22 protein-coding genes, 1 tRNA gene and 1 pseudogene are annotated in these 23,782 nt (G+C 63.6%); 4 read left to right on the top strand and 20 right to left on the bottom strand.

The annotated features are described in order from the left end of the window. Positions 1 to 126: 126 nt before the first annotated feature. Entirely contained in the window at positions 127 to 330 is a 204-nt protein-coding gene (locus DBR12_RS08170) for a YdcH family protein (protein ID WP_108616794.1), read from the bottom strand. A 108-nt stretch (positions 331 to 438) separates the two neighbouring features. On the opposite strand from DBR12_RS08170, the gene DBR12_RS08165 reads away from it, so the two are divergent. Beyond that, positions 439 to 1,245, top strand: a complete 807-nt coding sequence (locus DBR12_RS08165; RefSeq protein WP_108616793.1) for a PP2C family serine/threonine-protein phosphatase — start codon at positions 439 to 441, stop codon at positions 1,243 to 1,245. Between the two features lie 162 nt (positions 1,246 to 1,407). Here DBR12_RS08165 and DBR12_RS08160 read toward each other — a convergent pair whose 3' ends face one another. The 5 genes from DBR12_RS08160 to DBR12_RS08140 form a co-directional block, all read right to left on the bottom strand. Further along, complete coding sequence (locus DBR12_RS08160; RefSeq protein WP_108616792.1) at positions 1,408 to 2,121, bottom strand: hypothetical protein; 714 nt, start codon at positions 2,119 to 2,121, stop codon at positions 1,408 to 1,410. Continuing rightward, positions 2,118 to 3,215, bottom strand: a complete 1,098-nt coding sequence (gene zapE / locus DBR12_RS08155; RefSeq protein WP_108616791.1) for a cell division protein ZapE — start codon at positions 3,213 to 3,215, stop codon at positions 2,118 to 2,120. Before zapE ends, DBR12_RS08160 begins: the two co-directional genes overlap by 4 nt. Positions 3,216 to 3,299: 84 nt before the next feature. Beyond that, a complete protein-coding gene (gene lpdA, locus DBR12_RS08150) occupies positions 3,300 to 4,727 on the bottom strand; it encodes a dihydrolipoyl dehydrogenase (protein ID WP_108616790.1) in 1,428 nt (475 codons plus the stop codon). Positions 4,728 to 4,819: 92 nt separating this feature from the next. Next, positions 4,820 to 6,091 carry a 2-oxoglutarate dehydrogenase complex dihydrolipoyllysine-residue succinyltransferase gene (gene odhB / locus DBR12_RS08145; protein WP_108616789.1) on the bottom strand — a complete coding sequence of 424 codons (1,272 nt, stop codon included), beginning with the start codon at positions 6,089 to 6,091 and terminating at the stop codon, positions 4,820 to 4,822. A gap of 51 nt (positions 6,092 to 6,142) precedes the next feature. Beyond that, positions 6,143 to 9,022, bottom strand: coding sequence for a 2-oxoglutarate dehydrogenase E1 component (locus DBR12_RS08140; protein WP_108616788.1), 2,880 nt, complete (start codon positions 9,020 to 9,022; stop codon positions 6,143 to 6,145). 243 nt (positions 9,023 to 9,265) lie between these two features. Here DBR12_RS08140 and DBR12_RS08135 point away from each other — a divergent pair, with 243 nt between their 5' ends. Beyond that, positions 9,266 to 10,330, top strand: a complete 1,065-nt coding sequence (locus tag DBR12_RS08135; protein ID WP_108616787.1) for an AI-2E family transporter — start codon at positions 9,266 to 9,268, stop codon at positions 10,328 to 10,330. A gap of 112 nt (positions 10,331 to 10,442) precedes the next feature. On the opposite strand, the gene DBR12_RS08130 is transcribed toward DBR12_RS08135, so the two are convergent. From DBR12_RS08130 to tolB, 5 genes are all read right to left on the bottom strand, one after another. Continuing rightward, positions 10,443 to 10,518: transfer RNA gene (locus DBR12_RS08130), tRNA-Lys, on the bottom strand. Between the two features lie 48 nt (positions 10,519 to 10,566). After that, positions 10,567 to 11,391: a ThiF family adenylyltransferase gene (locus tag DBR12_RS08125; RefSeq protein WP_108616786.1), complete on the bottom strand. Its 825-nt coding sequence runs from the start codon at positions 11,389 to 11,391 to the stop codon at positions 10,567 to 10,569. Then, positions 11,391 to 12,182, bottom strand: coding sequence for a tol-pal system protein YbgF (gene ybgF, locus DBR12_RS08120; protein ID WP_108616785.1), 792 nt, complete (start codon positions 12,180 to 12,182; stop codon positions 11,391 to 11,393). Before ybgF ends, DBR12_RS08125 begins: the two co-directional genes overlap by 1 nt. Continuing rightward, positions 12,182 to 12,724, bottom strand: a complete 543-nt coding sequence (gene pal, locus DBR12_RS08115) for a peptidoglycan-associated lipoprotein Pal (RefSeq protein ID WP_108616784.1) — start codon at positions 12,722 to 12,724, stop codon at positions 12,182 to 12,184. Before pal ends, ybgF begins: the two co-directional genes overlap by 1 nt. A gap of 44 nt (positions 12,725 to 12,768) precedes the next feature. Continuing rightward, entirely contained in the window at positions 12,769 to 14,088 is a 1,320-nt protein-coding gene (gene tolB / locus DBR12_RS08110) for a Tol-Pal system beta propeller repeat protein TolB (RefSeq protein ID WP_108616783.1), read from the bottom strand. 183 nt (positions 14,089 to 14,271) lie between these two features. Here tolB and msbA point away from each other — a divergent pair, with 183 nt between their 5' ends. Continuing rightward, the gene (msbA, locus tag DBR12_RS08105) at positions 14,272 to 16,077 is read left to right on the top strand and encodes a lipid A export permease/ATP-binding protein MsbA (RefSeq protein ID WP_108616782.1); all 1,806 of its coding nucleotides are present in this window, start codon (positions 14,272 to 14,274) and stop codon (positions 16,075 to 16,077) included. A gap of 29 nt (positions 16,078 to 16,106) precedes the next feature. Here msbA and DBR12_RS08100 read toward each other — a convergent pair whose 3' ends face one another. The 6 genes from DBR12_RS08100 to mltG all read right to left on the bottom strand — a co-directional run bounded on the left by DBR12_RS08100 (position 16,107) and on the right by mltG (position 20,707). Beyond that, positions 16,107 to 16,781 carry an ankyrin repeat domain-containing protein gene (locus DBR12_RS08100; RefSeq protein ID WP_108616781.1) on the bottom strand — a complete coding sequence of 225 codons (675 nt, stop codon included), beginning with the start codon at positions 16,779 to 16,781 and terminating at the stop codon, positions 16,107 to 16,109. Then, on the bottom strand, positions 16,778 to 17,584 hold the full coding sequence (locus tag DBR12_RS08095) for a TatD family hydrolase (RefSeq protein WP_108616780.1): 807 nt from the start codon (positions 17,582 to 17,584) through the stop codon (positions 16,778 to 16,780). Before DBR12_RS08095 ends, DBR12_RS08100 begins: the two co-directional genes overlap by 4 nt. 64 nt (positions 17,585 to 17,648) lie before the next feature. Beyond that, positions 17,649 to 18,008: a PilZ domain-containing protein gene (locus tag DBR12_RS08090; RefSeq protein ID WP_015013859.1), complete on the bottom strand. Its 360-nt coding sequence runs from the start codon at positions 18,006 to 18,008 to the stop codon at positions 17,649 to 17,651. Between the two features lie 15 nt (positions 18,009 to 18,023). Next, on the bottom strand, positions 18,024 to 19,031 hold the full coding sequence (locus tag DBR12_RS08085; RefSeq protein ID WP_108616779.1) for a DNA polymerase III subunit delta': 1,008 nt from the start codon (positions 19,029 to 19,031) through the stop codon (positions 18,024 to 18,026). After that, entirely contained in the window at positions 19,028 to 19,705 is a 678-nt protein-coding gene (gene tmk / locus DBR12_RS08080; protein WP_108616778.1) for a dTMP kinase, read from the bottom strand. Before tmk ends, DBR12_RS08085 begins: the two co-directional genes overlap by 4 nt. Positions 19,706 to 19,720: 15 nt before the next feature. Continuing rightward, positions 19,721 to 20,707, bottom strand: a complete 987-nt coding sequence (gene mltG, locus DBR12_RS08075; RefSeq protein WP_304529312.1) for an endolytic transglycosylase MltG — start codon at positions 20,705 to 20,707, stop codon at positions 19,721 to 19,723. A 45-nt stretch (positions 20,708 to 20,752) separates the two neighbouring features. Between mltG and DBR12_RS08070 the strand changes: the two genes are divergently transcribed. Next, complete coding sequence (locus tag DBR12_RS08070; RefSeq protein WP_108616776.1) at positions 20,753 to 21,661, top strand: folate-binding protein YgfZ; 909 nt, start codon at positions 20,753 to 20,755, stop codon at positions 21,659 to 21,661. A 64-nt stretch (positions 21,662 to 21,725) separates the two neighbouring features. Here DBR12_RS08070 and DBR12_RS08065 read toward each other — a convergent pair whose 3' ends face one another. From DBR12_RS08065 to DBR12_RS22615, 3 genes and pseudogenes are all read right to left on the bottom strand, one after another. Then, a complete protein-coding gene (locus DBR12_RS08065; RefSeq protein ID WP_108616775.1) occupies positions 21,726 to 22,583 on the bottom strand; it encodes a YbgC/FadM family acyl-CoA thioesterase in 858 nt (285 codons plus the stop codon). An 8-nt stretch (positions 22,584 to 22,591) separates the two neighbouring features. Continuing rightward, the gene (locus tag DBR12_RS08060) at positions 22,592 to 23,512 is read right to left on the bottom strand and encodes an alpha/beta hydrolase (RefSeq protein ID WP_233244351.1); all 921 of its coding nucleotides are present in this window, start codon (positions 23,510 to 23,512) and stop codon (positions 22,592 to 22,594) included. A 100-nt stretch (positions 23,513 to 23,612) separates the two neighbouring features. After that, positions 23,613 to 23,782 (bottom strand): annotated as a pseudogene (locus tag DBR12_RS22615) (fumarylacetoacetate hydrolase); the annotation flags it as partial.

Below are 23,782 nucleotides of genomic sequence, written 5' to 3'. Positions count from 1 at the left end.
CCTCAATGGCCCGCGCCACGGCAAGGGCCATCTGGGTCTGCCCTTCGCGGGGCTGGAAGTGTGCGTCAGCCCGTTCCAGAACACCGCCGGAGGCAAACACCTCCGCCACCATGTCAACCAGCGCCATCAGGCTGGCTCTTGGGGCTGGAGGTCGCGCTCCAGCCGGTCCATGGCGTCGCGCAAAGCCAGCCTGCGCTTTTTCAGCCGCCGCAGCGTCAGCTCATCGGGCGCCGCATCGGGTGCGCAGCGATCGATCAAGGCGTCCAGATCGGCATGTTCCATGCGCAATTCGATCAGTTGTCGGTGGGGAGAGTGGAGGCTGGGTTTCAAGGCAGGAGCGCCACAAGCATGGCGAAAATGCCACAGGCGGGCGGATAATACGCGCTTAGCCAGTTTTCCACGACGAGCGTTTGTGCACGCGCCCCCACAATCACAAGCATGACCAAAGCGTTTCGCCTCATCGCGTCCACCGGCATCCACAAGGGCGACCGGGAATACCAGCAAGACCAGGTCGCCCTGATCTCCCACGACCGACACAATGGCTGCGTGCTGGGCGTGATCGCCGATGGCATGGGCGGTCGCAGTGGCGGCCGCAAGGCCTCGGACCAGGTCATGATGACCGCGCGGCAGCTGTTCGAGCGCTACTCGCCCGACACCGACGATGCGGTGTCCATGCTAAAGAACATGGTTGAAGAGGCCCATATCGTCATCCGGCTGACGGCCATTTCGGCGGAGCAGGAACCCCACAGCACGATTGCCGCTTTCCTCATCAACCCCCGGGGCGATTGCCACTGGGTGCACGCGGGCGACTCGCGCATCTACCATTTCCAGGGCCCCCGCATGGTGTTCCGCACCAGCGACCACTCCTATGTCCAGGCGCTGGTAGACCGGGGCGAGCTGACCGAGGCCGAGGCCAACAACCACCCCCACTCGAACATCCTGGTGGGCTGCCTGGGCACCGAGAGTGACCCGCCCATCACCACCCACATCATTCCGCAACTGCAACCGGGCGACGTGCTGCTCGCCTGCAGCGATGGTGTGTGGCACTACTTCTCGCCCACCGAACTGGCCTCGGTGGTGGATTCGCTGTCACCCCGCGAAGCCACCGAGTTCCTGATTGAAAAAGCGCGCTCCCGGGCCCGGGGCGGCGGCGACAACCTGTCGCTGGTTATTGTAAAGATCGAAGCCCTGGTCGAAGAAAAGAAGATCGCACGCCTTGTTCCGCTCGACGCGGGCCGCGCCTAGCCTAAATCTCCACAACCCGCCGCGCACGGCTTTGACTTGAAGGCCACTTCAGGTGCCGGGCAGCCATTCGACCTTCGCCCGATAGCCACCGACGGCATCTGCTCACCCCACGAATCGATAAGCCAGCGGGCCGCCACTGGCCACCGCTTACTTTTCAGGCGCTCAGCGTGCCGGGCTGGATGCCACCCGCGCCGGTGCCGGCAACGGCGCGGCAGGCGGGCGCCCCTTTGCTGCGGCATCGGCCTGGGACTTTTCGACCCGTGCACGGCGCTCCTCCGCCGCTTTCAGGGTTTCTGCATGGCGGACACGCGCCTGGGAGGCGCGATCGGCCTGGAGGGCCGCGCGGGCAGCCTGCTCGCTGTCATGCTGCTGGACCCGGTTGCGCTGCTGGAGTGCGCGCTGCTCGGCAGCGTGGTCCCGCTGCGCCTTGGTGCTCGCGGCGTCTGACGGGGTTTTGCGCACCGTAGCATCGGTGCCCTGCCCTCTGGACGCCGGAGGCGGCACGGCCTTCTGCTTTTCTTCAATGGAGCGCAGGCGTTCGGCCGCCTTTTCCCTGCGCTCGGCGTCGTTCAACTCCACCTCCTGGGCGCGGAGCCGGTCGCCGGTTTCACGCGCCTTGGTGCGGACACTGCGCAGGCAGTCCTCCACCGCAAACTGCTTGTAGCAGGCTGCTTCCTCCTTCTGGCGAACGGCGGCCAGCGCCTCACGCTCGTGACGGATGCGTTCATGTTCAGCCTTGCGGTGCGCGACCGCAGCGGCCAAGGCGCTGTCCTGCGTTCCATCGGTGGCTTGGGCCCACACGGGCGCAAAGGGCAGCACTGGCAGCACCAGCAAGGTGGCGAGCACCGTTGCAGCAAAACATCCGCGCTGCATCATGTAAGCCCCGTATCCACCATACGGCGCTCCAGATCCAGGAACTCCTTGGACTGCATCTCGTTGAGACGCGACACAGTGCGCGGAAACTCGTGTGCCAGCGGCCCTTCGGTGTAGAGCTGCTCAGGCGGCACGGCAGCCGACAGGATGAACTTCACGCGCCGGTCGTACAGCACGTCCACCAGCCACGTGAAGCGCCGCGCAGGCGACGCCATGCTCACCGGCATGTAGGGCACGTCGGAAAGCAGCACCGTGTGGAACTGCGTGGCGATCTCCAGGTAGTCGTTCTGCGAACGCGGACCGCCGCACAACGCCTTGAAGTCAAACCACACCACACCACCGGCCTTGCGCCGTGCACGGATCTCGCGCTGCTCGATGTGCAGCACCGGGTCTTCGTCATGCACCTCGGCCAACTGGTCAAAGGCCTGGCTCATTTCGGCGTCAGCCTCGGGGCCCAGGGGCGTGTGGTAGAGCTTCACATGCTCCAGCGTGCGGCGCCGGTAGTCGGTGCCGTTGTCCACGTTGACAACTTCCAGCTTCTCGTTGAGCAGCGCAATCGCTGGCAGGATGCGGTCGCGGTGCAGGCCACCAGGGTATAGATCGTCCGGTTTGAAGTTGGATGTGGTGACAAACCCCACGCCGTTGCTGAACAGCGCCGCCAGAAGGCGGTGCAGGATCATTGCGTCCGTGATGTCCGCCACATGGAATTCATCGAAGCAAATGAGCTTGTAGCGCTTGGCAATGCGCTCGCCCAGCACGTCCAGCGGGTTTTGTGTGCCCTGCAGCGCCACCAACTCGCGATGCACCTCGCGCATGAACTCGTGGAAATGCAGGCGCACCTTGCGCTTCAGGGGCACGGCGTCGAAAAAGCACTCCATCAAGAAGCTCTTGCCCCGCCCCACCCCGCCGTACATGTACACGCCACGCGGAATGTCGGGCCGGTTGATCAGCTTCTTCAGCGCATTGGAGCGCCGCGCCTTGTAGGCGGCCCACTCGTCGGCGCAGCGCTGCAGCGCGTCCACGGCCCGCAGCTGGGCCGGGTCGCTTTGGTAGCCTTTAGCGGCCAACTCGGCCAGGTAAGCCTGTTTGACTGTCACGGGATGCGCACCCTTCTGATACTATGAATTTGATAGCTACCAGCGCATGACTAGCAGGCGCTGGAGCCCTTTTTTATTCAAATATCAGAAGTTGAGGGTGCGCTTGTCCACGGCCAGGGCCGCTTCCTTGGTGGCTTCGGAGAGCGAGGGGTGCGCATGGCAGATGCGCGCGATGTCTTCGCTGCTGGCCTTGAACTCCATGGCGACCACGGCTTCGGAGATCAGCTCGCTGGCCTGTGGGCCCACGATGTGCACGCCCAGGATTTCGTCGGTCTCGGCATCGGCCAGCATCTTGACCATGCCGGTGGTGTCGCCCAGCGCGCGCGCGCGACCGTTGGCCAGGAAGGGAAAGCTGCCAGCCTTGTACTTCACGCCGTCGGCCTTGAGTTGCTGCTCGGTACGGCCCACCCATGCAATCTCGGGACTGGTGTAGATGACCCAGGGGATGGTGTTGAAGTTGACGTGGCCGTGCTGACCGGCAATGCGCTCGGCCACAGCAACGCCCTCTTCCTCGGCCTTGTGCGCCAGCATGGGGCCACGTACCACGTCGCCCACCGCCCAGACGCCAGGCAGGTTGGTCTTGCAGTCGGCATCGACCACGATGGCACCACGTTCGTCGAGTTGCAGGCCCACGGCTTCGGTGTTCAGACCGATGGTGTTGGGTACGCGGCCGATGGAGACGATGAGCTTGTCCACGTCCAGCGCCTGGGCTTCGCCCTTGGCGTTGGTGTAGGCGATGCTGACGCCCTTCTTGCTGGTCTTGATCTCGCCAACTTTCACACCCAGTTCGATCTTCAGGCCTTGCTTGTCGAAAGCCTTCTTGGCCTCCTTGGCGATCTGCTCGTCCACCGCGCCCAGGAAGGTGGGAAGGCCTTCGAGGATGGTCACTTCAGCACCCAGGCGGCGCCACACCGAGCCCATTTCGAGGCCGATCACGCCCGAGCCGATCAGGCCCAGCTTCTTGGGCACCGCGCCCACGCGCAGCGCGCCGTCGTTGGACAGCACCTGTTCTTCATCGAACGGCGTGCCGGGCAATGCACGGGCGTTGGAGCCGGTGGCGATGATGATCTGCTTACCGGTCAGTGTCTCTTCGGCAGCCCCAGCTACCTTGATCTCATATCCACCCTCAGCGGCTTTGACGAACGAACCACGGCCGTGGAAGAAGCTGACCTTGTTCTTCTTGAACAGGTACAGGATGCCGTCGTTGTTCTGCTTCACGACGGTGTCCTTGCGGGCGATCATCTTGGCCACGTCCATCTTGACGCCCGTGGCCGTGATGCCGTGTTCGGCGAAGTGCTTGTTGGCGTGCTCGAAATGCTCGGACGACTGCAGCAGCGCCTTGGAGGGGATGCAACCGACGTTGGTGCAGGTGCCGCCAGGAGCGGGGCCACCCTTGTCGTTCTTCCACTCGTCGATACAGGCGACGTTGAAGCCCAGCTGGGCTGCGCGGATGGCGGCGATATAGCCGCCGGGGCCGCCACCGATGACGACCACATCAAATTGTTTGCTCATGGGAAATCTCGTTCAGTCTGTTGGAGAAAGACCCACCGGCGGGCAGGACCAGAGGCCGGGCCACGCGGGTGGGTCGATGCGGTCTCAGGGGATCAGATGTCGAACAGCAGGCGCGATGGGTCTTCCAGCGCGTCCTTCATCGCCACCAGGCCCAGCACGGCTTCGCGGCCGTCGATGATGCGGTGGTCGTAGGACATAGCCAGGTAGTTCATCGGGCGAACAACGATCTGGCCGTTTTCGACCACGGCGCGGTCCTTGGTGGCGTGCACGCCCAAGATGGCCGACTGGGGCGGGTTGATGATGGGGGTGGACAGCATGGAGCCGAACGTGCCGCCATTGGAGATGGAGAACGTACCACCGGTCATTTCTTCAATGCCCAGCTTGCCTTCAGCGGCCTTCTTGCCGAACTCGGCGATCTTCTTCTCGATGTCGGCGAAGCTCATCTGGTCTGCATTGCGCAAAATGGGCACCACCAGGCCACGGGGCGAGCCCACGGCGATACCGATGTCGAAGTAGCCGTGGTAGACGATGTCGTTGCCATCCACCGATGCATTCAACACAGGGTACTTCTTGAGGGCATGCACAGCGGCCTTCACAAAGAAGGACATGAAGCCCAGCTTGGTGCCGTGTTCCTTGGTGAAGCTGTCCTGGAACTTCTTGCGCAGATCCATCACAGGCGCCATGTTCACTTCATTGAACGTGGTCAGGATGGCGTTGGTCGATTGCGACTGCAGCAGACGCTCGGCCACGCGGGCACGCAGGCGGCTCATGGGCACGCGCTGCTCGGGACGGCCGCTCAGGTCTTCCTTGCCAGCGGGCGCTGCCACCTGGGGCAGTGCCTTGGAGGGCACACCAGTGGGAATCACGCTGGGAGCTGCCACGGCGGCCTTGGCACCACCGGCCACTGCTGCCAGCACGTCGCCCTTGGTCACGCGGCCATCCTTGCCCGAACCGGCTACGGCCGAGACAGACAGGTTATTGTCGGCCAGCAGCTTGGCAGCAGCGGGCATGGCCACATCACCCTTGGAACCACCGGCTGCGCCAGGCGCCGCAGTGGGTGCGGCGGCTGGGGCCGGTGCGGCAGCGGCAGCGGCAGGAGCTGCAGCAGCGGCGCCCGCCTTGCCTTCGGTGTCGATCTTGGCGATGAGCTGGTCTGCCACCACGGTGGCACCGTCGCCCTGGATGATTTCGGACAGCACGCCTGCTGAGGGTGCGGGCACTTCTAGCACGACCTTGTCGGTTTCGATCTCGATCAGGATCTCGTCCACGGCCACAGCTTCACCGGGCTTCTTCTTCCAGGTGAGCATGGTGGCTTCTGCCACGGATTCGGACAGCTGGGGGACTTTGACTTCTACGATAGCCATTTGGATTCTTTCAGTAGGGGTTCTGTTCTGTGTTCGTTCGGGTAGCTGGCCTTACTTGGTCAGGACAAAACCCTTGAGCTTGGCGAATGCTGCATCCACCAGCGCCTTTTGCTGCTCCTGGTGCAGGTGGGCGTAACCCACGGCAGGCGAAGCAGACGCGGCGCGACCTGCGTAGCCCAGTTTCTGGCCATCGAGCATGTTCTCGTGGATGTTGTGCTGGATGAAGAACCAGGCGCCCTGGTTCTGTGGCTCGTCCTGGCACCACACCACATCCGTCGCATTGGGGTACTTCTTGAGTTCGGCCGCAAACGCCTTGTGGGGGAACGGGTAGAGCTGCTCTACACGGACGATGGCCACGTCTTCGTCTTCACGCTCGGTGCGCTTCTTCACGAGGTCGTAGTAAACCTTGCCCGAGCACGCGATCACGCGCTTGACCTTGGCAGCCTTCTTCACGATGGCTTCGTTCTGCTCGGGAATCACCGTCTGGAAACTGCCCTTGGTGAACTCGGACAGTGGCGAGGTGGCGTCCTTGTTACGCAGCAGGGACTTGGGCGTCATGATGATCAGCGGCTTGCGCAGGTCACGCACCATCTGGCGGCGCAGCACATGGAAGATCTGGCTGGCCGTGGTGGGCTGCACGATCTGCATGTTGGTGTCGGCCGCCAGCTGCATGAAGCGCTCCAGGCGGGCCGAGCTGTGCTCGGGGCCTTGGCCTTCATAACCGTGCGGCAGCATCAGCGTGATGCCGTTCACTCGGCCCCACTTCACTTCACCGGAAGCGATGAACTGGTCGATCACCACCTGAGCACCGTTGGCAAAGTCACCGAACTGCGCTTCCCAGATCACCAGGGTGTTGGGGTCGTTTGATGCGTAGCCGTATTCGAAGCCCAGCACCGCCTCTTCGGACAGGATGGAGTCGATCACGACAAACGGGGCCTGGTTGTCGGCCACGTTCTGCAGCGGCACATAGGTGCCAGCATCCCACTTCTCGCGGGCTTGGTCATGGATCACAGCATGGCGGTGGGTGAAGGTGCCGCGTCCGCAGTCCTCACCCGACAGGCGCACCGGGTAGCCACTCGCCACCAAGGACGCGAAGGCCATGTGTTCGCCCATGCCCCAGTCCACATTGATTTCGCCACGCCCCATGGCGGCGCGGTCGTCGTAAACCTTCTTCACCAGCTGGTGCGGTGTGACGCTGGCAGGAATGGTGGTGAGCTTTTCGGACAGGCGCTTCCATTCGGTCAGCGGAATCGCGGTATCGCCCGCGTCGGTCCACTTCTTGCCCAGGAAGGGCGACCAGTCCACTGCGTACTTGCTCTTGAAATTGGTCAGCACGGGGTCTACCGTGTGCTTGCCCGCGTCCATAGCTGCGCGGTAGGCCTTGACCATGTCGTCGCCCAGCGTCGCGCCCAGGCCCTGGGTGGCCAGCTTGTCGGCGTACAGCTTGCGGGTGCCGGGGTGGGACGCAATCTTCTTGTACATGAGCGGCTGGGTCAGCGAGGGCGTGTCCTGCTCGTTGTGGCCCAGCTTGCGGAAGCAGGTGATGTCCACCACCACGTCCTGGCGGAACTCCATGCGGTATTCCAGCGCCAGTTGGGTGGCCAGCACCACGGCTTCGGGATCATCACCGTTGACGTGCAGCACCGGCGATTCGACCATCTTCACAATGTCGGTACAGAACGCACTGGAGCGCATGTCGCGCGGGTCCGAGGTGGTGAAACCGATCTGGTTGTTGATGATGATGTGCACCGTGCCGCCCGTGGTGTAGCCACGGGTCTGCGCCAGCGCCAGGGTCTCCTGGTTGACGCCCTGGCCGCCGAATGCGGCGTCGCCGTGCACCAGCACGGGCAACACCTGGCTGCCCCTGGGGTCATCACGGCGGTCCATGCGGGCGCGCACCGAGCCTTCCACCACGGGGTTGACGATTTCCAGGTGGGAGGGGTTGAACGCCAGGGACAGGTGGACCGGTCCGCCGGGGGTGGACACGTCCGAGGAGAAACCCTGGTGGTACTTCACGTCGCCGGCTGGGAGGTCTTCCGGGGCCGTGTGGTCAAACTCGGCAAACAAGTCGGCAGGCATCTTGCCAAGCGTGTTGACCAGCACATTCAGACGGCCACGGTGGGCCATACCAATGACGATTTCCTGGATGCCCTTGGAACCCGCTTGCTGGATCAGCTCGTCCATGGCAGCAATGAAGCTCTCGCCCCCTTCCAGAGAGAAACGCTTCTGGCCGACGTACTTGGTGTGCAGAAAGCGTTCCAGGCCTTCCGCAGCCGTCAGGCGGTCGAGGATCTGCTTTTTCTTTTCCGCGCCGAAGCTGGGCTTGCTGCGGATGGTTTCGAGTTTTTCCTGCCACCAGCGCTTCTGGTTCTGGTCGGTGGCGTACATGTACTCGGCACCAATGGAGCCGCAGTACGTTTCGCGCAAGGCATTGATCAGCTCGCGCAGCGGCATCGACTCCTTGCCGAAAAACGTGTTGCTGGTGTTGAAAACGACTTCCTGGTCGGAATCGCTGAAGCCGTAGAAAGAGGGCTCCAGTTCGGGAATCGCTGGGCGCTCCGTGCGCTTGAGCGGGTCCAGATCAGCCCAGCGTGCACCCACATTGCGGTAAGCGGCGATCAGCTGCTGAACGGCGGTGCGCTTGCGGCCCAGTTCGGAGTCCGCGCCAGTGGCAACAACCACCTTGGTACCACCCTGCTTTGCACGCTCGGCAAAGGCATTGATCACGGGCAGGTGGGGAACGTCCTTTGCATTGCTGCCGTCCACAGCGGGCACATTTTGCAGTGCGTCAAAGTACTCGCGCCAGTTGTCTGGCACGCTACCTGGGTTGGCAAGATAGTTTTCGTACATCTCTTCGACATAGGGCGCATTGCCGCCGAAGAGGTAGGTGTTGCCTTGGTAGGCTTGATAGACGGATGTCGTATCGCTCATATTCCGCTGACCTCCGCTTTCCTTGGGAAAGCATTAGCTGGTTGAGAAACCTTCCGCGACACGGCTGAACCGATTGGCGGATGCGACTGTGGCTGGGGAAGGGCCTTGGTACGGGCCGTATTGTGCCACCGAACGGGCAATCCCCCCGCGGGACGGGAAATGGGTGCACCAACAACAACCCGGGGCAAGTGAGCGCCTGTCGGCCTCGCGTACATTTTGGGCATCTCATTGCCCCCAAGCGACATGACACCCAACCACCTCCAAGACAAAGCCTTCCTGCTGCTGCTGATTGCTGTGACCATCGCCTTTGGAGCCATACTCTGGCAGTTTCACGGCGCTGTTTTTTGGGGCGTCATCCTAGCAATCCTGTTTGCCCCGCTGCACCGCAAACTGCTAAAGCGCATGCCCAAACGCCCCACCCTGGCGGCTTTGTGCACACTGGGGCTTTGCTTGGTGATCGTCATACTGCCCGTGACCGCCATCACCGTGTCGCTGATCCAGGAAGCGAGCATCATTTATGAACGGGTGCGCTCAGGCCAGCTCAATTTCGGGTTGTATCTACAGCAGGTCATAGCCGCCCTGCCAGCGTGGGCCGCCAATCTTCTGGATCGCCTGAATCTCACCAGCATCGGCGATTTGCAGCAGAAGCTCTCGTCCGTTGCCATACAGGCCAGCCAGTTCGTCGCAACACAAGCCCTGAGCATCGGACAGAACACGCTGGAGTTCCTCGTAGGCTTCGGCATCATGCTGTATCTCCTGTTTTTCCTGTTGCGCGATGGCGCCAGCCTAGCCCAACGGATTGGCCAAGCAACCCCTTTGGACGATGCCCACAAACGGCAGCTGGTGAGCAAATTCACAACCGTCATCCGAGCCACCGTGAAAGGCAACATCGTGGTGGCAGCCTCCCAAGGTGCACTCGGCGGTCTGATCTTCTGGGCGCTGGGCATTCAGGGCCCGGTCCTGTGGGGCGTACTGATGGCCTTCCTGTCACTGCTGCCCGCCGTGGGCGCAGGCCTGATCTGGGTACCGGTAGCCATCTATTTCCTCGCCACCGGAGCCGTGTGGCAAGGGGCGGTGCTGACCGCATTCGGGATCGGCGTGATTGGTCTGGTAGACAACATCCTGCGCCCCATCTTGGTCGGAAAGGACACAAAAATGCCAGACTACATCGTACTCATCTCCACACTAGGTGGCATGGGGCTTTTTGGCTTGACAGGCTTCGTCATCGGCCCCGTGATCGCTGCGCTGTTCATGGCCAGCTGGGACCTTTTTGCACCGAACCACACAGGCTCTTCAGACAGCCCGTGACGTAACACGCCTCCCGCGGAAGGGCCTGCAAAAACTCACCGGAAAAGCAAAGGCCTCCGTAAGGAGGCCTTTGAAACTACGCATCAGATGCTGTGCTATGCAACGAATTGGGTGGTAGGACGTACAAGATTCGAACTTGTGACCAACGGATTAAAAGTCCGCTGCTCTACCAACTGAGCTAACGTCCCGACCGATTGCATCGATCTGAATTTATCAGACCGCTGCAAAGCCTTGAATTATAGCGTCTTTTTTGAACTCGACCTGAAAGTTGTCGCAAGTTTATCAAGCACCCACCCGGCAGCACACTGCCCAAAGGTGGCAGTGACCGCTACTACAGAGCCATATCCGTGGCAGTTCAACGTGCCATCGCCCTCGATATTGCAGGACGCATCGGGAGGGGCCACAGCTTCACGGCTGAACACGCAGGTCACACCGATCTTCTTACCCTCACGCGGTGCGCGGTGGTGTTTGCGCATCTGGTAGCGTAACTGTGCCAACAGAGGGTCGTGGGTCGTATGGGCCAGGTCATCCACATCGACCTTGTGCGCCTGACGCTTACCACCGGCAGCACCAACTGCAATGTGCAGCACACCCGCAGATTGTGCCCATGCGGCGATGGCCACCTTGGCCCGCACCTGGTCACATGCATCAATGACCGCGTCCACAGGAGTCGTCATCAGCCCGGGCCAGTTGCCGGGCTCCACAAACTCCTCAATGCAATGAACGGTGCACGCCGGATGGATCTGCGCGATGCGGTCGCGCATCGCCAACACCTTGGCCTGCCCCACCGTGTCTGTCAGTGCATGAATCTGGCGGTTGATATTGGACTCAGCGACATGGTCCAGATCGACCAGGGTGATCTGGGCCACGCCGCTGCGCGCCAGCGCCTCAGCGGCCCAAGACCCCACCCCTCCGATACCGATGACGGCAACATGGGCGCGGCGGATTCTCGCCGCACCTTCTACGCCATACAGCCGCGCCAGCCCGCCAAACCGGCGCTCCAGTGCAGCCTCAGACTCTTCCGAAAAAGGCAATCCCTGCGAAACGATCTCGCCCGACATTACTTCAGGCGGGACAGACGTTCTTTGGCAGCGATGGCCGCCTCAGATTGCGGGTAGGCGCGGACCAGGTCCTCCAGCGTCTTGCGAGCGGTGCGCGTGTCCTTGAGTTCGATCTGGCAGTTGGCAATCGACAAAGCAGCCTCAGGGGCTCGGGCATGACCGGGCGCATCTGCCAGCATTTGCTTGAAGTTGCCAATGGCCTCTTTGTACTCCCGCGTGGCGTACTGGGCGTTGCCAAGCCAGAAGCGCGCTGACGGCACAAAACCACTGCGCGGGTACTGGCGCACAAATCCGGCAAACGCCGTGCTGGCCTCGGGGAACTTGCCGGATCGGAAGACCGCAAGTGCGGCCTCGAAATCCCGCTTTTCTGCAGGGTCCGCCTGAAACTCCTTGCCATCCACCGTCACCTTTACGGGCTCGAACTGCCGAAGCCGCTCATCCACCCCTTGGGCAATATCCTTCTGACGCCGCTGAAGGTCGCCTACATCGCGCAGAAGTTGCTCGTTTTGACCATTGAGCTTGGCCTGCTCAGCCCGCAGGGTCTCTATCTGCGTTTGCAGATCCAGAAGACTGCGGCGCAGCTGGGCGTTTTCTTCACCAAGCTTGCGAAGCTCCTCGGCAGAGCGCTGGCTGGACATTTGCAGACCATCCACACGCTGACGCATTTCCAGAATGGCCCGGCGCGCCTCACCATCTTCAAAAATGGCGGCCTGTGCCGAAGGCAGAAAGGTCACCGACAGCGCGGCAGCCGCCAATAGCCGAAGAGGGAACACCACGGCAGCGGTTCGCATCAACGGTAGGACAGTTCAGCACGACGATTCTTCGCGTGCACATCTTCAGTACCGCCTTGGGCTGCTGGCTTCTCCTTGCCAAAGCTCACCGCCTCCACTTGGCTGTCCGGCACGCCCAGCAGACCGAGCGAACGGCGCACAGCCTCAGCACGCTTTTGGCCCAGTGCCAGGTTGTACTCACGGCCACCACGTTCATCGGTGTGGCCTTCGATCATGACCTTGCGGCTGGGGGTTGCCTTGATGAAACGGGAATGCGCTTCGATCACAGACTGGAACTCGGGCTTGATGACATAGCTGTCGTAGTCGAAATACACGATGCGAGCCACGCCCACGGGGCCTGCGCCATCACGACCGGCTTGCCCCAGGTCTACACCAGCCACGCCGCTCTGTGATGGGTTGCCTGAGTTGGCGCCGCTGTTGGCGCCGCCCATGGTGGACGTTGCGTTTTTGTCCTCTACGGGAACATCATCCAGCTTCACACCAGAGCTGCAGCCAGCCACCAGCGCCGCGACGGTAAGGGCAAGGGTAAAACGTTTGATCATCCAAATTTCTCCTGAAGGCTTGGTAACTAAAAATGTCGATAAGTTCATTGCTTTTGAAACGGCCCCCAGTCCGGTTCGCGTAGATCACCTGCCTGCCCTGCAAGGCGGGCCTTGATCTTGCCGTCCAGAGTGGTGGTCATCAGCGCCTCACGCCCCTGCTGTTGGGTGGCGTACACGATGAGGCGGCTGTTCGGGGCAAAGCTCGGGTTTTCGTCGGACATGGTGTCGGTCACTGCATTCACGGTGCCCGTGGACAGGTCCATCACGTGCAGCTTGAAAGCCCCGCCCACGCGGGAGATATAGGCCAACCAGCGCCCGTCTGGGCTCACCGTGGGCGAGATGTTGTAGGTACCCGTGAAGGTCACACGCTCGGCGTTGCCGCCCGAGGTGCCCACCTTGTAGATCTGCGGCGCACCACCACGGTCACTAACAAAATAGATACTGCGGCCATCGCCCGAAAACACCGGCTCGGTGTCAATGCCGGAGCTTTGCATGAGGCGGCGCGGCTCGCCACCATTCGCATCAATGGTGTAGAGCTGCGAGCCCCCATCCCGGCTCAGCGTCACAGCCAGCGAGCGCCCATCAGGGGCCCAGGCAGGCGCACTGTTGGAGCCACGGAAGTTGGCAATCAGACGGCGGCGTCCTGATGCCACGTCGTGCACATACACCACGGGTTTGCGGGACTCGAACGACACATAGGCCAACTGCCCCCCATTGGGCGACCATGCAGGGGAAATGATGGGTTCCGGGCTTGACAGCGCCGATTGTGCGTTCTCGCCGTCGGCATCGGCCACCCACAGGCTATAACGGGACCCTGTTTTGGTCACGTAGGCAATCCGAGTTGAAAAAACACCGCGTTCGCCGGTGAGCTTTTCGTAGATGAAATCGGCAATGCGGTGCGCCACCAAGCGCAAGTCAGCCTGGGTTACTACAAAACTCTGCCCTCCCAGGTCCTGCCCCTTGACCACGTCCCACAGCCGAAAACGCACATCAAAACGCCCGTCGGCCAGCCGTGTCACACTGCCAGTGGCCAGGGAGTCGGCGCCTTTTTGCCGCCACATCGCCACATCGGGGCGGGCGGTCTCGTCCAGTGCAGGGCCTGCTGCGTCAACGGCGCGAAACTGGCCACTGCGCTCAAGATCGGCCTGGATGATGGCCGAAATCTTCTGTGGGGCTTGCGCCTCACCTCGGAAGGGGGCAATCGCAATGGGCAATTGGGTGAGACCCACGCCTGTCACCTCGACGCGAAACTGAGCCAGGGCCGGAAGGGATGGGGTTGCGATGAGCGCTGCCAGCAGCTGACGGCGCGAGGGAAGCGGCGAAGCCGCAGAGGAAAAGTGTTTGGAGATTCGATCTGTGGTCATTGGCATCCAGCAGTGGCCGAACAAATGCCTAAGGGCAAACCTGAATGGTACACACAGCGGCAACCCCCCTGTGACAAACTGTGCCTACATAGGGACTTCAGTGCTCTGCTCCCGGTCGCGGTGGGCGTACGCCCTGGGTGTATACCCATGCCTCAGGGTGCACAACCTTAGAATCCGGGCCACATGCACGCCACCAACACGGGCTCCGCGCCTGCCAATGCCCCCTCCTCTCCGCCCCTCGGCCTGACCACACGCCTGAAGCGGCTATCTGTCTACTTCGGTGGCCAACGGCTGGCCTGGGTCCTGGCGATTGGCGCCACCATCGTGGGCGCAGTGACAGAGCCCCTGATTCCTGCCTTGCTGCAGCCCCTACTGGACCAAGGATTCACTCAAGGGAGCCTGGAGCTATGGATGGTCCCGCTGGCCATTCTTGGAATCTTCTTCGTGCGCGGGCTTGCCCAATTTGTGGGCCAGTACGCACTCGCGCGCATCGCCAATGAAGGCATGCTCAACTTGCGCACGTCCTTATTTGAGCGAGTGCTGGCCGCAGAAATGGGCCTGTTCAGCCGCCAGTCCGCCAGTGCGCTGTCCAACACCGTGGTCTATGAAGTTCAGACCGGTTCCACACTGCTCGTGCAGGCGCTGATGGGAATCTCTCGCGACGGATTCACGCTGGTCGCGTTGCTGTTCTACCTGCTCTATCTGAACTGGCAACTCACGCTGATCGTGGCTGTGGTGGTGCCCGGAGTGGCGTGGATCATGAAAACACTGTCCAAGCGGCTGTACCACCTCACCAAAAGCAGCCAGCAGGCCACGGACGAACTGGCCTACGTGGTGGAGGAAAACGTGCTCGCCCACCGCATGGTCCGGCTGCACGGTGCCCAAGAGGGCCAAGCCCAGCGCTTCGAGGGTCTCAGTCACAGCCTGCGAAGGCTGGCCATCAAATCCACGATCGCATCGGCAGCCATGACGCCGCTGACCCAGCTACTGGCCGCAGCCGCACTGTCGGTGGTGATCTGCATCGCACTCTGGCAGAGCCGTGGGGCGGTGGATGCCAAGGGCGTCACGGTGGGGGGCTTTGCCGCATTCATCACCGCCATGTTGATGCTCATTGCCCCTATCCGGCGCTTGGCCGATGTTGCCAGCCCCATCACGCGCGGCGTGGCGGCGCTGGAGCGCGGCCTGGCCTTGCTGGGCGAAACTGGCGCGGAAAGTGGTGGCCAATACCGCACCGATCGGGTCCGGGGCGAGCTGGCGCTGGAGCGGGTCACCGTGTCCTTCGGGCCGGACCATGCGCCTGCCCTGGACCAGATCAGCCTGAAAGTTGCACCCGGCGAAATCGTGGCGCTTGTTGGCCCGTCGGGTGCGGGCAAGACCACGCTCGTCAACCTTCTGCCGCGTTTTATTGCGCCAGCAGAAGGCATCATCCTCGTTGATGGCCACCCCGTTCAAGACTGGGACTTGGGGTCGCTGCGCTCCCAGTTTGCAATGGTGAGCCAGGACGTGGTCATGTTCAACGACACCATTGCTGCCAATGTGGCGCTGGGAGCTGCGGTGGACGAACAACGGGTGCGCGACTGCCTGGAAGCCGCAAACCTGGGCGCGCATGTCGCCGGGCTACCACAGGGCATCCACACCATCGTGGGCCACAATGCCACGCAGTTGTCGGGCGGACAACGTCAGCGTCTTGCCATCGCACGGGCCCTGTACAAGGATGCCCCGATCTTGATCCTGGACGAAGCAACCTCAGCCCTCGACACCGAATCCGAGCGGCTAGTGCAGGACGCGTTGCAACGCCTGATGCAAGGCCGCACTACGCTGGTCATTGCTCACCGCCTGTCCACCATCGAACATGCCGACCGTGTGGTTGTCATGGAGCGGGGCCGCATTGCCGAGCAAGGCACACATGGCGAGCTGATAGCACAAGGCGGGCTGTATGCGCGCCTGCAGGCGCGTCCAGCCGTCGGCAGCGCTACCGCGCCAGAGTAGCTGCCCTGCGGCGGCAGCAGACTACCCGCTTACCACTTACCCCGGTTAGGCTGGCGCCGCCGGATGGCGGCAGCAATCTTCTCTGCAGATTCCGTGCGGCTTACGCGCAATGCGAAATCGGCCGCGGTCAACCCCAACTGGTTCTTGAGTGTCGGGTCCGCGCCCTCGTCCAGCAAAAGCTGCACTGCCTCGATCGACCCATAGTGCGCGGCCATCATGAGCGGCGTGGTGCCGTTGGGCGAGGTGGCATCGATGTAGGCATGGTTCTCCAGCAGCAGCGAGATGATCACCGCATGCTGCGGCGAACCCGCCGATGCCGCATAGTGCAGCGGCGCCCAGCCCGTCTTGTTCACATCGGCATCGCGTGCGATCAGCTCCTTCACCGCGCCCACATTCCCCTTGATCGCCGCCATCATCAGCGGGCTCTCGTCCTGGGCGTTGCGGGCTTCCACATTCACACGGCGCGATGCCAGTAGCGCTGCAAAGGCTTTGTTGGCGCCGTTCTGCAACGCAAGCGTGAGCCCCACCTGCCCCTTGGGGTCGCGCGTGTTAGGGTCAAAACCCCGGCGCAGCAATGCAGTGATCGCATCGCCGTCGTCCCGCAGGATGGCCACAAAGAAGTCTTCATATGCCCCTGCCCAGGCCCGGACAGACACCATGCCCAGCGCCACAACTGCCAACACAGAACGTCGTTGCAGGCTCATACCATCACCCCCGGAAACAAGCGGTCGAAATTGCGGCTGGTGGCGTCGGCCACCGCCTCCAGCGCCAGGCCCTTGGTCTCGGCCACCTGCCGGGCCACATGGGGCACATACGACGGGTTGTTGGTCTTGCCACGGTAGGGCACCGGGGCCAGATAAGGACTGTCGGTCTCGATAAGCATGCGATCCAGCGGGACAAAGGCCACCACGTCGCGCAGCTCCTGCGCGCTCTTGAACGTGACGATGCCCGAGAACGAGATGTAATAGCCCAGGTCCAGCGCGGCCCGCGCCACCGGCATCGACTCAGTAAAGCAGTGGAACACGCCACCCGCCTGGTTGCCAGCGCCATCCTCGCCCTCTTCCCGCAGGATGGCCAGCGTGTCGTCGGACGCGCTGCGTGTGTGGATGATCAGCGGCTTGCCACAGGCCCTGGCCGCGCGGATGTGGGTTCGGAAACGGTCGCGCTGCCACTCCAGGTCAGCGATGCTGCGCCCTCCCTTGCGGTCTTCCATGCCGTAGTAGTCGAGCCCGGTTTCGCCAATGGCCACCACGCGCGGCAGGGCTGCACGGTCCAGCAGATCCTGCACGCTGGGTTCGGTCACGCCCTCGTTGTCGGGGTGTACCCCCACCGTGCTCCAGAAGTTGTCATGGGCCAGGGCCAGTGCATGCACTCCCTCGAACTCTTCCATGGTGGTGCAGATGCACAGGGCCCGGGTGACCTGCGCCTCGGCCATGGCGTGGCGGATGGCGGACAGCTGGCTGAGCAGCTCCGGGAAGTTGAGGTGACAGTGCGAGTCAGTGAACATGGGATGAAAAACAAAAAAGCCGACCAGCCAGCGCAGGTCGGCACAGGGGCAGCAGCGGCGCTGATCAGATCGTCTGGGTAGGACGGTCGGAGCCCAGCGCAGTTCCCAGCAATTCCTCGATCTTGGCCTTGAGCTGGCGGGATTTTTCGTCCTTGGGGAACTGGATCCCCACGCCTTGCGTGCGGTTGCCAGCAGCACGCGCTGGCGTGACCCAGGCCACACGGCCTGCAACGGGGTATCGCTGCGTGTCGTCGGGCAAGGTCAGCAGCACATACACATCATCGCCCAGCTTGTAGTCGCGCTGGGTGGGCACAAAAATGCCCCCCTCGGCAAAAAAGGGAATGTAGGCAGCATACAGGGCCGCCTTCTCCTTGATGGCCAGCTGCATGACGCTGGGACGGGGTGCGGTGGATGGACTGCTCATGGGTGGGAGTGCGGCTCAGTGTTTGGAGTGTAGGGTGTTTCGCGCCTGGGCGACAAGCGCCTCCAGCATGAGCCCGCCGTTGAACGGATGGTCTGCAGTGCGCGCTGCCTTGGAAAGTGCGCGCGACCAGCGCGTAAGCGCGCCCAGCGGCGGCGTCTTGGGCAGATCGGCTGGCGCAAAGTAGCGTGGTGCGGCGCCCACGCTGGCGGCCAGCAGGTCGTGGCAGAGCTTTTGCAGCGCGTCGATTACCTGGGCCGGTGCCCAGTCGCCCAAGGCAGTCACATCACCCCGCGCCACCGCCTGCGGCAGGGCGGACCAGGCCAGCGGGCTGCGGCCCGACTGGGCCAGCGCCAAAGCATCCTCAGGTCGCCCGCCTGCCGCACGCAGAAAGGAAGCCGCCGCATCCCGGGCCAGGCCCTGCGCCTGCAACCACGTCAGGCTGTCGGCCGCGGCGGGCCAGACCATGGTGTGGCCCAGGCAGCGGCTGCGGATGGTGGGCAGCAGCTGGTGCGCAGCCTCGCTGGCCAACACAAAACGCACGTCACCTGGCGGTTCTTCCAGCGTCTTGAGCAGGGCGTTGGCCGTTACATGGTTCATCTGCTCGGCCGGATACACCAGCACCGCCTTGCCCTTGCCACGTGCCGAGGTGCGCTGCGAGAACTCCACCGCATCGCGCATGGCTTCCACCCGGATCTCGCGGCTGGGCTTGCGCTTCTTGTCGTCGATGTCAGCCTGGGCCTTTTCCGACAGGGGCCAGCCCAGCGCCATCATCTGCACTTCGGGCATCAGCACACACAGGTCGGCGTGGGTGCGCACGTCGATGGCGTGGCAGCTGCCGCACTGGCCACAGGCGCCCTGCTCGGTTGGCGCGTCACACAACCATGCGCGGACTAGCTCCAGGCCCAGGGCGTACTGCCCCAGGCCCGACGGCCCTTGCAGCAACCACGCGTGACCGCGCTGCGCCAGCAGGCTGGTGCGCTGCGCGGCAATCCACGGCGCTAATGGCGTGGTCGACTCGCTCATTGCATCCCTCCCTGCGATGCCACCATGATGGCCAACCACCCCTTGCGCACGAACACGCTGGTGAGCTGCTGCCACACACGGTGGCGGTCTTGGGCTGCGTCCAGGCGTGCAAAGCGCTGTGGCGCTGCGGCGGCTCGGTCAGCATACCCCTGGGCCACGCGGCGGAAGAACTCAACGGGCTGCGCCTCGAAGCGGTCGGGCACCCGTGCACCGGCCAGGCGCTCGGCCGCCACCTCGGGGGCCAGGTCAAACCACACCGTCAGGTCGGGTTCACGCATCAAAAGAGGGTCCTGCGCCAGTCCTGTCTGGGCCAGGCGCTCCAAAGTTGATAGAACCCCCAGATCAAAGCCACGCCCCGCGCCCTGGTAGGCGAAGGTGGCGTCGGTGAACCGGTCGCACAACACCACCTCGCCCCGGGCCAGGGCAGGTTCGATGACGTTGAGCAGGTGGTCGCGGCGGGCAGCGAAGATCAGCAGGGACTCGGTAAGCGCGTCCATGGGGTCGTTCAGGACCAGGGTGCGCAGCTTTTCGGCCAGCGGCGTGCCGCCGGGTTCGCGGCTCACGGTGACGGTGCGGCCCTGAGTGCGGAACGCCGCCGCCAGGCCCTCGATGTGCGAGGACTTGCCTGCGCCGTCGATGCCTTCAAAGGTGATGAACAGTCCGGGTCGTGACATGGTGGCCTTGCTTGTTTACTGCTGCCCGCGCTGGTAGCGGTTGACGGCGCGGTTGTGTTCCTCCAGCGAGGCACTGAAGTGGCTGCCGCCATCGCCCTTGGCCACAAAGTACAGCGCGCGCGTGGCCTCGGGCTGCACGGCGGCCAGCAGCGCAGCCTTGCCGGGCATGGCGATGGGCGTGGGCGGCAGGCCGGGGCGGGTGTAGGTGTTCCAGGGCGTGTCTGTCTGCAGGTCGCGCTTGCGCAGGTTGCCGTCAAACTTCTCGCCCAGGCCGTAGATCACCGTGGGGTCGGTCTGCAGCAGCATGCCCACCCGCAGGCGGTTGACGAACACGCCCGCAATCTGCCCCCGGTCGCTGGCCTTGCCGGTTTCCTTCTCTACGATGCTGGCCAGGATCAGCGCCTCCTCGGCTGACTTGAGCGGCGTGTCTGGCGCGCGCTGCGACCAAGCAGCTTCTAGACGGCGGTCCATGGCATGCATCGCCCGGCGCAGCAAGGCGATGTCGCTGGAGCCTTTGGCATAGGTGTAGGTGTCCGGAAAGAACCGCCCCTCGGGCGCCACGCCGGGGCGACCCAGTTGCGCCATCAACGCTTCGTCGGTCAGAGTGGCGGAGTCGCGCTTGAGCTGCTCCTCCCTGGCCAGCGCCTGGCGCACCTGGCGCCAGTTCCAGCCCTCGACCAGGGTGAGTGCACGCAGGGCCTCTTCGCCCCGGGCCAGCTTTTGCAAGAGGCTGATGGGAGTCGTGCCGGGCGGAATTTCGTAGTTGCCGGCCTTGATGGCGCGGTCCTGCCCCGAGAAACGAAACCAGGCGTAGAGCAGGCGGGCGTCCGTCTTGACCCCGGCAGCCACCACATCGCGGGCCACTCCGCGTGGCGTGGTGCCTGGCTCAATCGCCAGCTCCAGCGGCTCGGGCCCCAGGTCCAGCGGCTGGTGCAGCCACCAGTAGGCGCCGCCACCCAGTGTGATCCCCAAGAACACGATCAAAGCCAGTAAACGTCGCACAACCCTGCCGTCTGTATGTATGAAACAGGGCATCATAATTCAGCGATGACTTACCCCTTGAATGGCATTGCCCCCCTGTCCCACCTCGGCGTGATTCGCGTCGAAGGCGAAGACGCCGCCAAGTTTCTGCACGGACAGCTCACCCAGGATTTCGCTCTGCTGGGCATGGACCAGGCCCGCCTCGCGGCCTTTCTATCGGCCAAGGGCCGCATGCAGGCCAGCTTCATAGGCTTCAAGCGCAGCGCCACCGATGTGCTGCTGATCTGCAGCCGCGACCTTCTGCCGCCCACACTCAAACGCCTGTCGATGTTTGTGCTGCGCGCCAAGGCCAAGCTGACAGACGCCACCAACGACTTTGCCCTGTATGGCCTGGCCGGAAACGCCGTGCCCAGCGGCAGCCAGACCGCCTGGAGCAAGGCCGACACAGGCAACGCATCGGTGGTCCACCTGTATCCCGCCGACGGCCAGCCCCGCGCACTGTGGGTGGCCCCGGCAGCAGACCCCGCCCCAGCAGGCCCCGCGCTGGACGAGGCGCTGTGGCGCTGGAGCGAGGTGAAGAGCGGCGTCGCCACGCTGACCACGCCCGTGGTCGAGGCCTTCGTGCCCCAGATGCTGAACTATGAGTCCGTAGGGGGCGTGAACTTCAAGAAAGGCTGCTACCCCGGCCAGGAGGTGGTGGCGCGCAGCCAGTTCCGCGGCACCCTCAAGCGCCGCGCCTACATCGCGCACGTAGCGGCCGATGTGGCCGTGGGCGCCGAGGTGTTCAGCACGCAAGACCTGGAGCAACCCTGCGGCACGGTGGTGCAGGTGGCCCCCGCACCGGGCGGTGGCTTCGACACCATCGTGTCGCTGCAGATCAGCGCAGCCCAAGAGGGCAGCCTGCAGGTAGGCGCGGCGGATGGCGTGGCGCTGTCCCTGCAGCCCCTGCCCTACCCTTTGCTCGAAGATATTTGAACAAAAAAGGGCTTTTGCGCGCGTCCATCAAGCGCAATATGCTCACTATTTGATAGCAAACAAACTACAACTGCCGCGCCATCGCAATGTGCGCAATACCGGCTTCCTCATAGGGCTGGCCCACCACGGTGAACCCCGCGCGGCGGTAGAAGCCCTCGGCGGTGCTCTGGGCGTGCAGCTGCACCTCGGTGTCGCCCCGGGCCCGTGAAGCGTCCACCAGCGCATCCAGCAACTGTCGTCCCCATTGCGCACCACGCACCGAGCGGTCCACCGCCATGCGGCCAATGCGGCCCACGCCAGGTTGCAGCTGCAGCAGACGGCCCGCTGCAATGGGCATGCCCAGCCGGTTGTAGAGCACCGCATGGCGGGCCGAAATGTCGTGCCTGTCGGCCTCCACATCCGGGGGAATGCCCTGCTCATGCACAAAAACCTCCGTGCGCACGCGGCCGGCGTCGCGGCCCAGGGCGTTCCAGTCGCCGGTGCGCACCTCAGCCATCTCCGCGCCCGCTTCAAAGCCTTCGAAGATCGCGCGCAGTGCGGGCGGCACGGGGCGGGAGGTCTGCGTGGCCGGGTCGGCAAACACATAGACCAGCTCGGCCGAGATCAGCAGCCGGTCGCCACAAAAAATGCCAGCAGTGAACAGGCACGACGAGTTGCCAATGCGCGTGGACTGCATGCCCACTTCCAGCGTGTCATCGAGCCGCGCCGACGCGTGGTATTCGACAGTGGCCTTTTTCACATAGATCTCGCCACCCAGGGCCAGCAGGCTCGCCTCGTACGGCAATGCCAGCGCGCGCCAGTAGTCGGACATCGCCGTGTCGATGTACATGAGGTAGTGCGCGTTGAACACGATCTTTTGCATGTCCACCTCGGCCCAGCGCACGCGCAGGCGGTGAAAAAAGCGGAAGTCACTGCGTTGCATGGATTGATTTACTCCAGATGAAAAGCCAGCCGCAGCGCACGGGCCGCGTCGGCATGGGCCTTGCGCGCCTCGGGGATGGCGCGGCCCATCTTGATGAATTCGTGGGTCACGCCCCGATAGATGTCGAGGTCGACGGGCACACCGGCCAGGCGCAGCTTGTCGGCGTATTCGATGCCTTCGTCCACCAGTGGGTCGCATTCGGCCAGGCCAATCCATGCAGGTGCCACGCCCTCCACATCCGGCGCATGCAACGGTGCAAAACGCCAGTCCTCTCGCTCCTCGCGGGTGCTCACGTAGTGACCGAAGAACCAGCTGATGGCAGGCTCCTCCAGCACCAGCCCGCGCGCGAAGGTGGCGTGCGAAGGTGTGTCCTGGTGCGCTGCGCAGCCGGGGTAGATCAGCAGTTGCAGCGCCAGGGGCAGCCGCGCATCGCGCGCCAGGATCGCGTTGACGGCGGCCAGCGTGCCACCTGCGCTGTCGCCGCCCACAGCCAGGCGCCGCGGGTCTGCGCCCAGGCTCTCGGCATTGGCAGCGAGCCACCGCAAGGCATCCCAAGCGTCATTGCTGGCGGTGGGAAAGCGATGCTCTGGCGCCAACCGGTAGTCCAGCGACACCACCAAACAACCAGCCAGCCGCGCCAGTTCGCGGCACAGTATGTCGTGTGTGGCAATGCTGCCGATGGTGAAGCCGCCGCCGTGGGTGTACAGCAGTACCGGAAGACCCTTCTCAGTGGCGGGCGCATAAAGCCTTGCACGCAGCATATGCCCATCACGGGCCGGGATCTGCAAGTCTTCGACCCGCGCTAGCACGGCCTTGGGTACCTCCAGCACGTCGGCACCCGCCTGGTAGGCGATGCGTGCCTGCTGCGGCGTGCGCGTGTGCAGCGGTGGATGCCCGGCGCGTGCCATGCGCTCCAGAACGCTGCGCATCTGGGGGGTGAGTCGGGTGTGGTGGATATGCAGATCGGTCAAAGGTCGGGATCTCGGAAACAGGTAAACAGCCCGCACCGTGCGGGCGGGCCGGGGTCGTTTACTTGAAAGTCACGCGCACTGGCGTGGCGCCGGGCAGGCCGTCATAGGTCGCCGTCACCGACAGACCCGACTTGGGCGGCAGCAGCGGCGAGAACGACCCCAGGCTGATCAGGTCGCCCGGCTGCATGGCCAGCCCCTCCTGCGCCAGCGCACCCGCCAGCCAGACCA

It is taken from the genome of Acidovorax sp. HMWF029, from assembly GCF_003060895.1.
GTDB lineage: Bacteria > Pseudomonadota > Gammaproteobacteria > Burkholderiales > Burkholderiaceae_C > Acidovorax.
This window is presented reverse-complemented; position numbering and strand designations above follow the sequence as displayed.

What these genes read in the sequence shown, in the direction of transcription:
- DBR12_RS08165 (WP_108616793.1), top strand. Translation starts at nt 439, where the DNA reads ATGACCAAAGCGTTTCGCCTCATCGCGTCCACCGGCATCCACAAGGGC.
- DBR12_RS08125 (WP_108616786.1), bottom strand. Translation starts at nt 11,391, where the DNA reads ATGTCGGGCGAGATCGTTTCGCAGGGATTGCCTTTTTCGGAAGAGTCT.
- DBR12_RS08100 (WP_108616781.1), bottom strand. Translation starts at nt 16,781, where the DNA reads ATGAGCCTGCAACGACGTTCTGTGTTGGCAGTTGTGGCGCTGGGCATG.
- DBR12_RS08135 (WP_108616787.1), top strand. Translation starts at nt 9,266, where the DNA reads ATGACACCCAACCACCTCCAAGACAAAGCCTTCCTGCTGCTGCTGATT.
- tolB (WP_108616783.1), bottom strand. Translation starts at nt 14,088, where the DNA reads ATGACCACAGATCGAATCTCCAAACACTTTTCCTCTGCGGCTTCGCCG.
- DBR12_RS08085 (WP_108616779.1), bottom strand. Translation starts at nt 19,031, where the DNA reads ATGAGCGAGTCGACCACGCCATTAGCGCCGTGGATTGCCGCGCAGCGC.
- DBR12_RS08065 (WP_108616775.1), bottom strand. Translation starts at nt 22,583, where the DNA reads ATGCAACGCAGTGACTTCCGCTTTTTTCACCGCCTGCGCGTGCGCTGG.
- DBR12_RS08160 (WP_108616792.1), bottom strand. Translation starts at nt 2,121, where the DNA reads ATGATGCAGCGCGGATGTTTTGCTGCAACGGTGCTCGCCACCTTGCTG.
- DBR12_RS08060 (WP_233244351.1), bottom strand. Translation starts at nt 23,512, where the DNA reads ATGCGCAGCGTTCTGGAGCGCATGGCACGCGCCGGGCATCCACCGCTG.
- tmk (WP_108616778.1), bottom strand. Translation starts at nt 19,705, where the DNA reads ATGTCACGACCCGGACTGTTCATCACCTTTGAAGGCATCGACGGCGCA.
- DBR12_RS08070 (WP_108616776.1), top strand. Translation starts at nt 20,753, where the DNA reads ATGACTTACCCCTTGAATGGCATTGCCCCCCTGTCCCACCTCGGCGTG.
- DBR12_RS08090 (WP_015013859.1), bottom strand. Translation starts at nt 18,008, where the DNA reads ATGAGCAGTCCATCCACCGCACCCCGTCCCAGCGTCATGCAGCTGGCC.
- DBR12_RS08095 (WP_108616780.1), bottom strand. Translation starts at nt 17,584, where the DNA reads ATGTTCACTGACTCGCACTGTCACCTCAACTTCCCGGAGCTGCTCAGC.
- ybgF (WP_108616785.1), bottom strand. Translation starts at nt 12,182, where the DNA reads ATGCGAACCGCTGCCGTGGTGTTCCCTCTTCGGCTATTGGCGGCTGCC.
- pal (WP_108616784.1), bottom strand. Translation starts at nt 12,724, where the DNA reads ATGATCAAACGTTTTACCCTTGCCCTTACCGTCGCGGCGCTGGTGGCT.
- odhB (WP_108616789.1), bottom strand. Translation starts at nt 6,091, where the DNA reads ATGGCTATCGTAGAAGTCAAAGTCCCCCAGCTGTCCGAATCCGTGGCA.
- msbA (WP_108616782.1), top strand. Translation starts at nt 14,272, where the DNA reads ATGCACGCCACCAACACGGGCTCCGCGCCTGCCAATGCCCCCTCCTCT.
- DBR12_RS08140 (WP_108616788.1), bottom strand. Translation starts at nt 9,022, where the DNA reads ATGAGCGATACGACATCCGTCTATCAAGCCTACCAAGGCAACACCTAC.
- lpdA (WP_108616790.1), bottom strand. Translation starts at nt 4,727, where the DNA reads ATGAGCAAACAATTTGATGTGGTCGTCATCGGTGGCGGCCCCGGCGGC.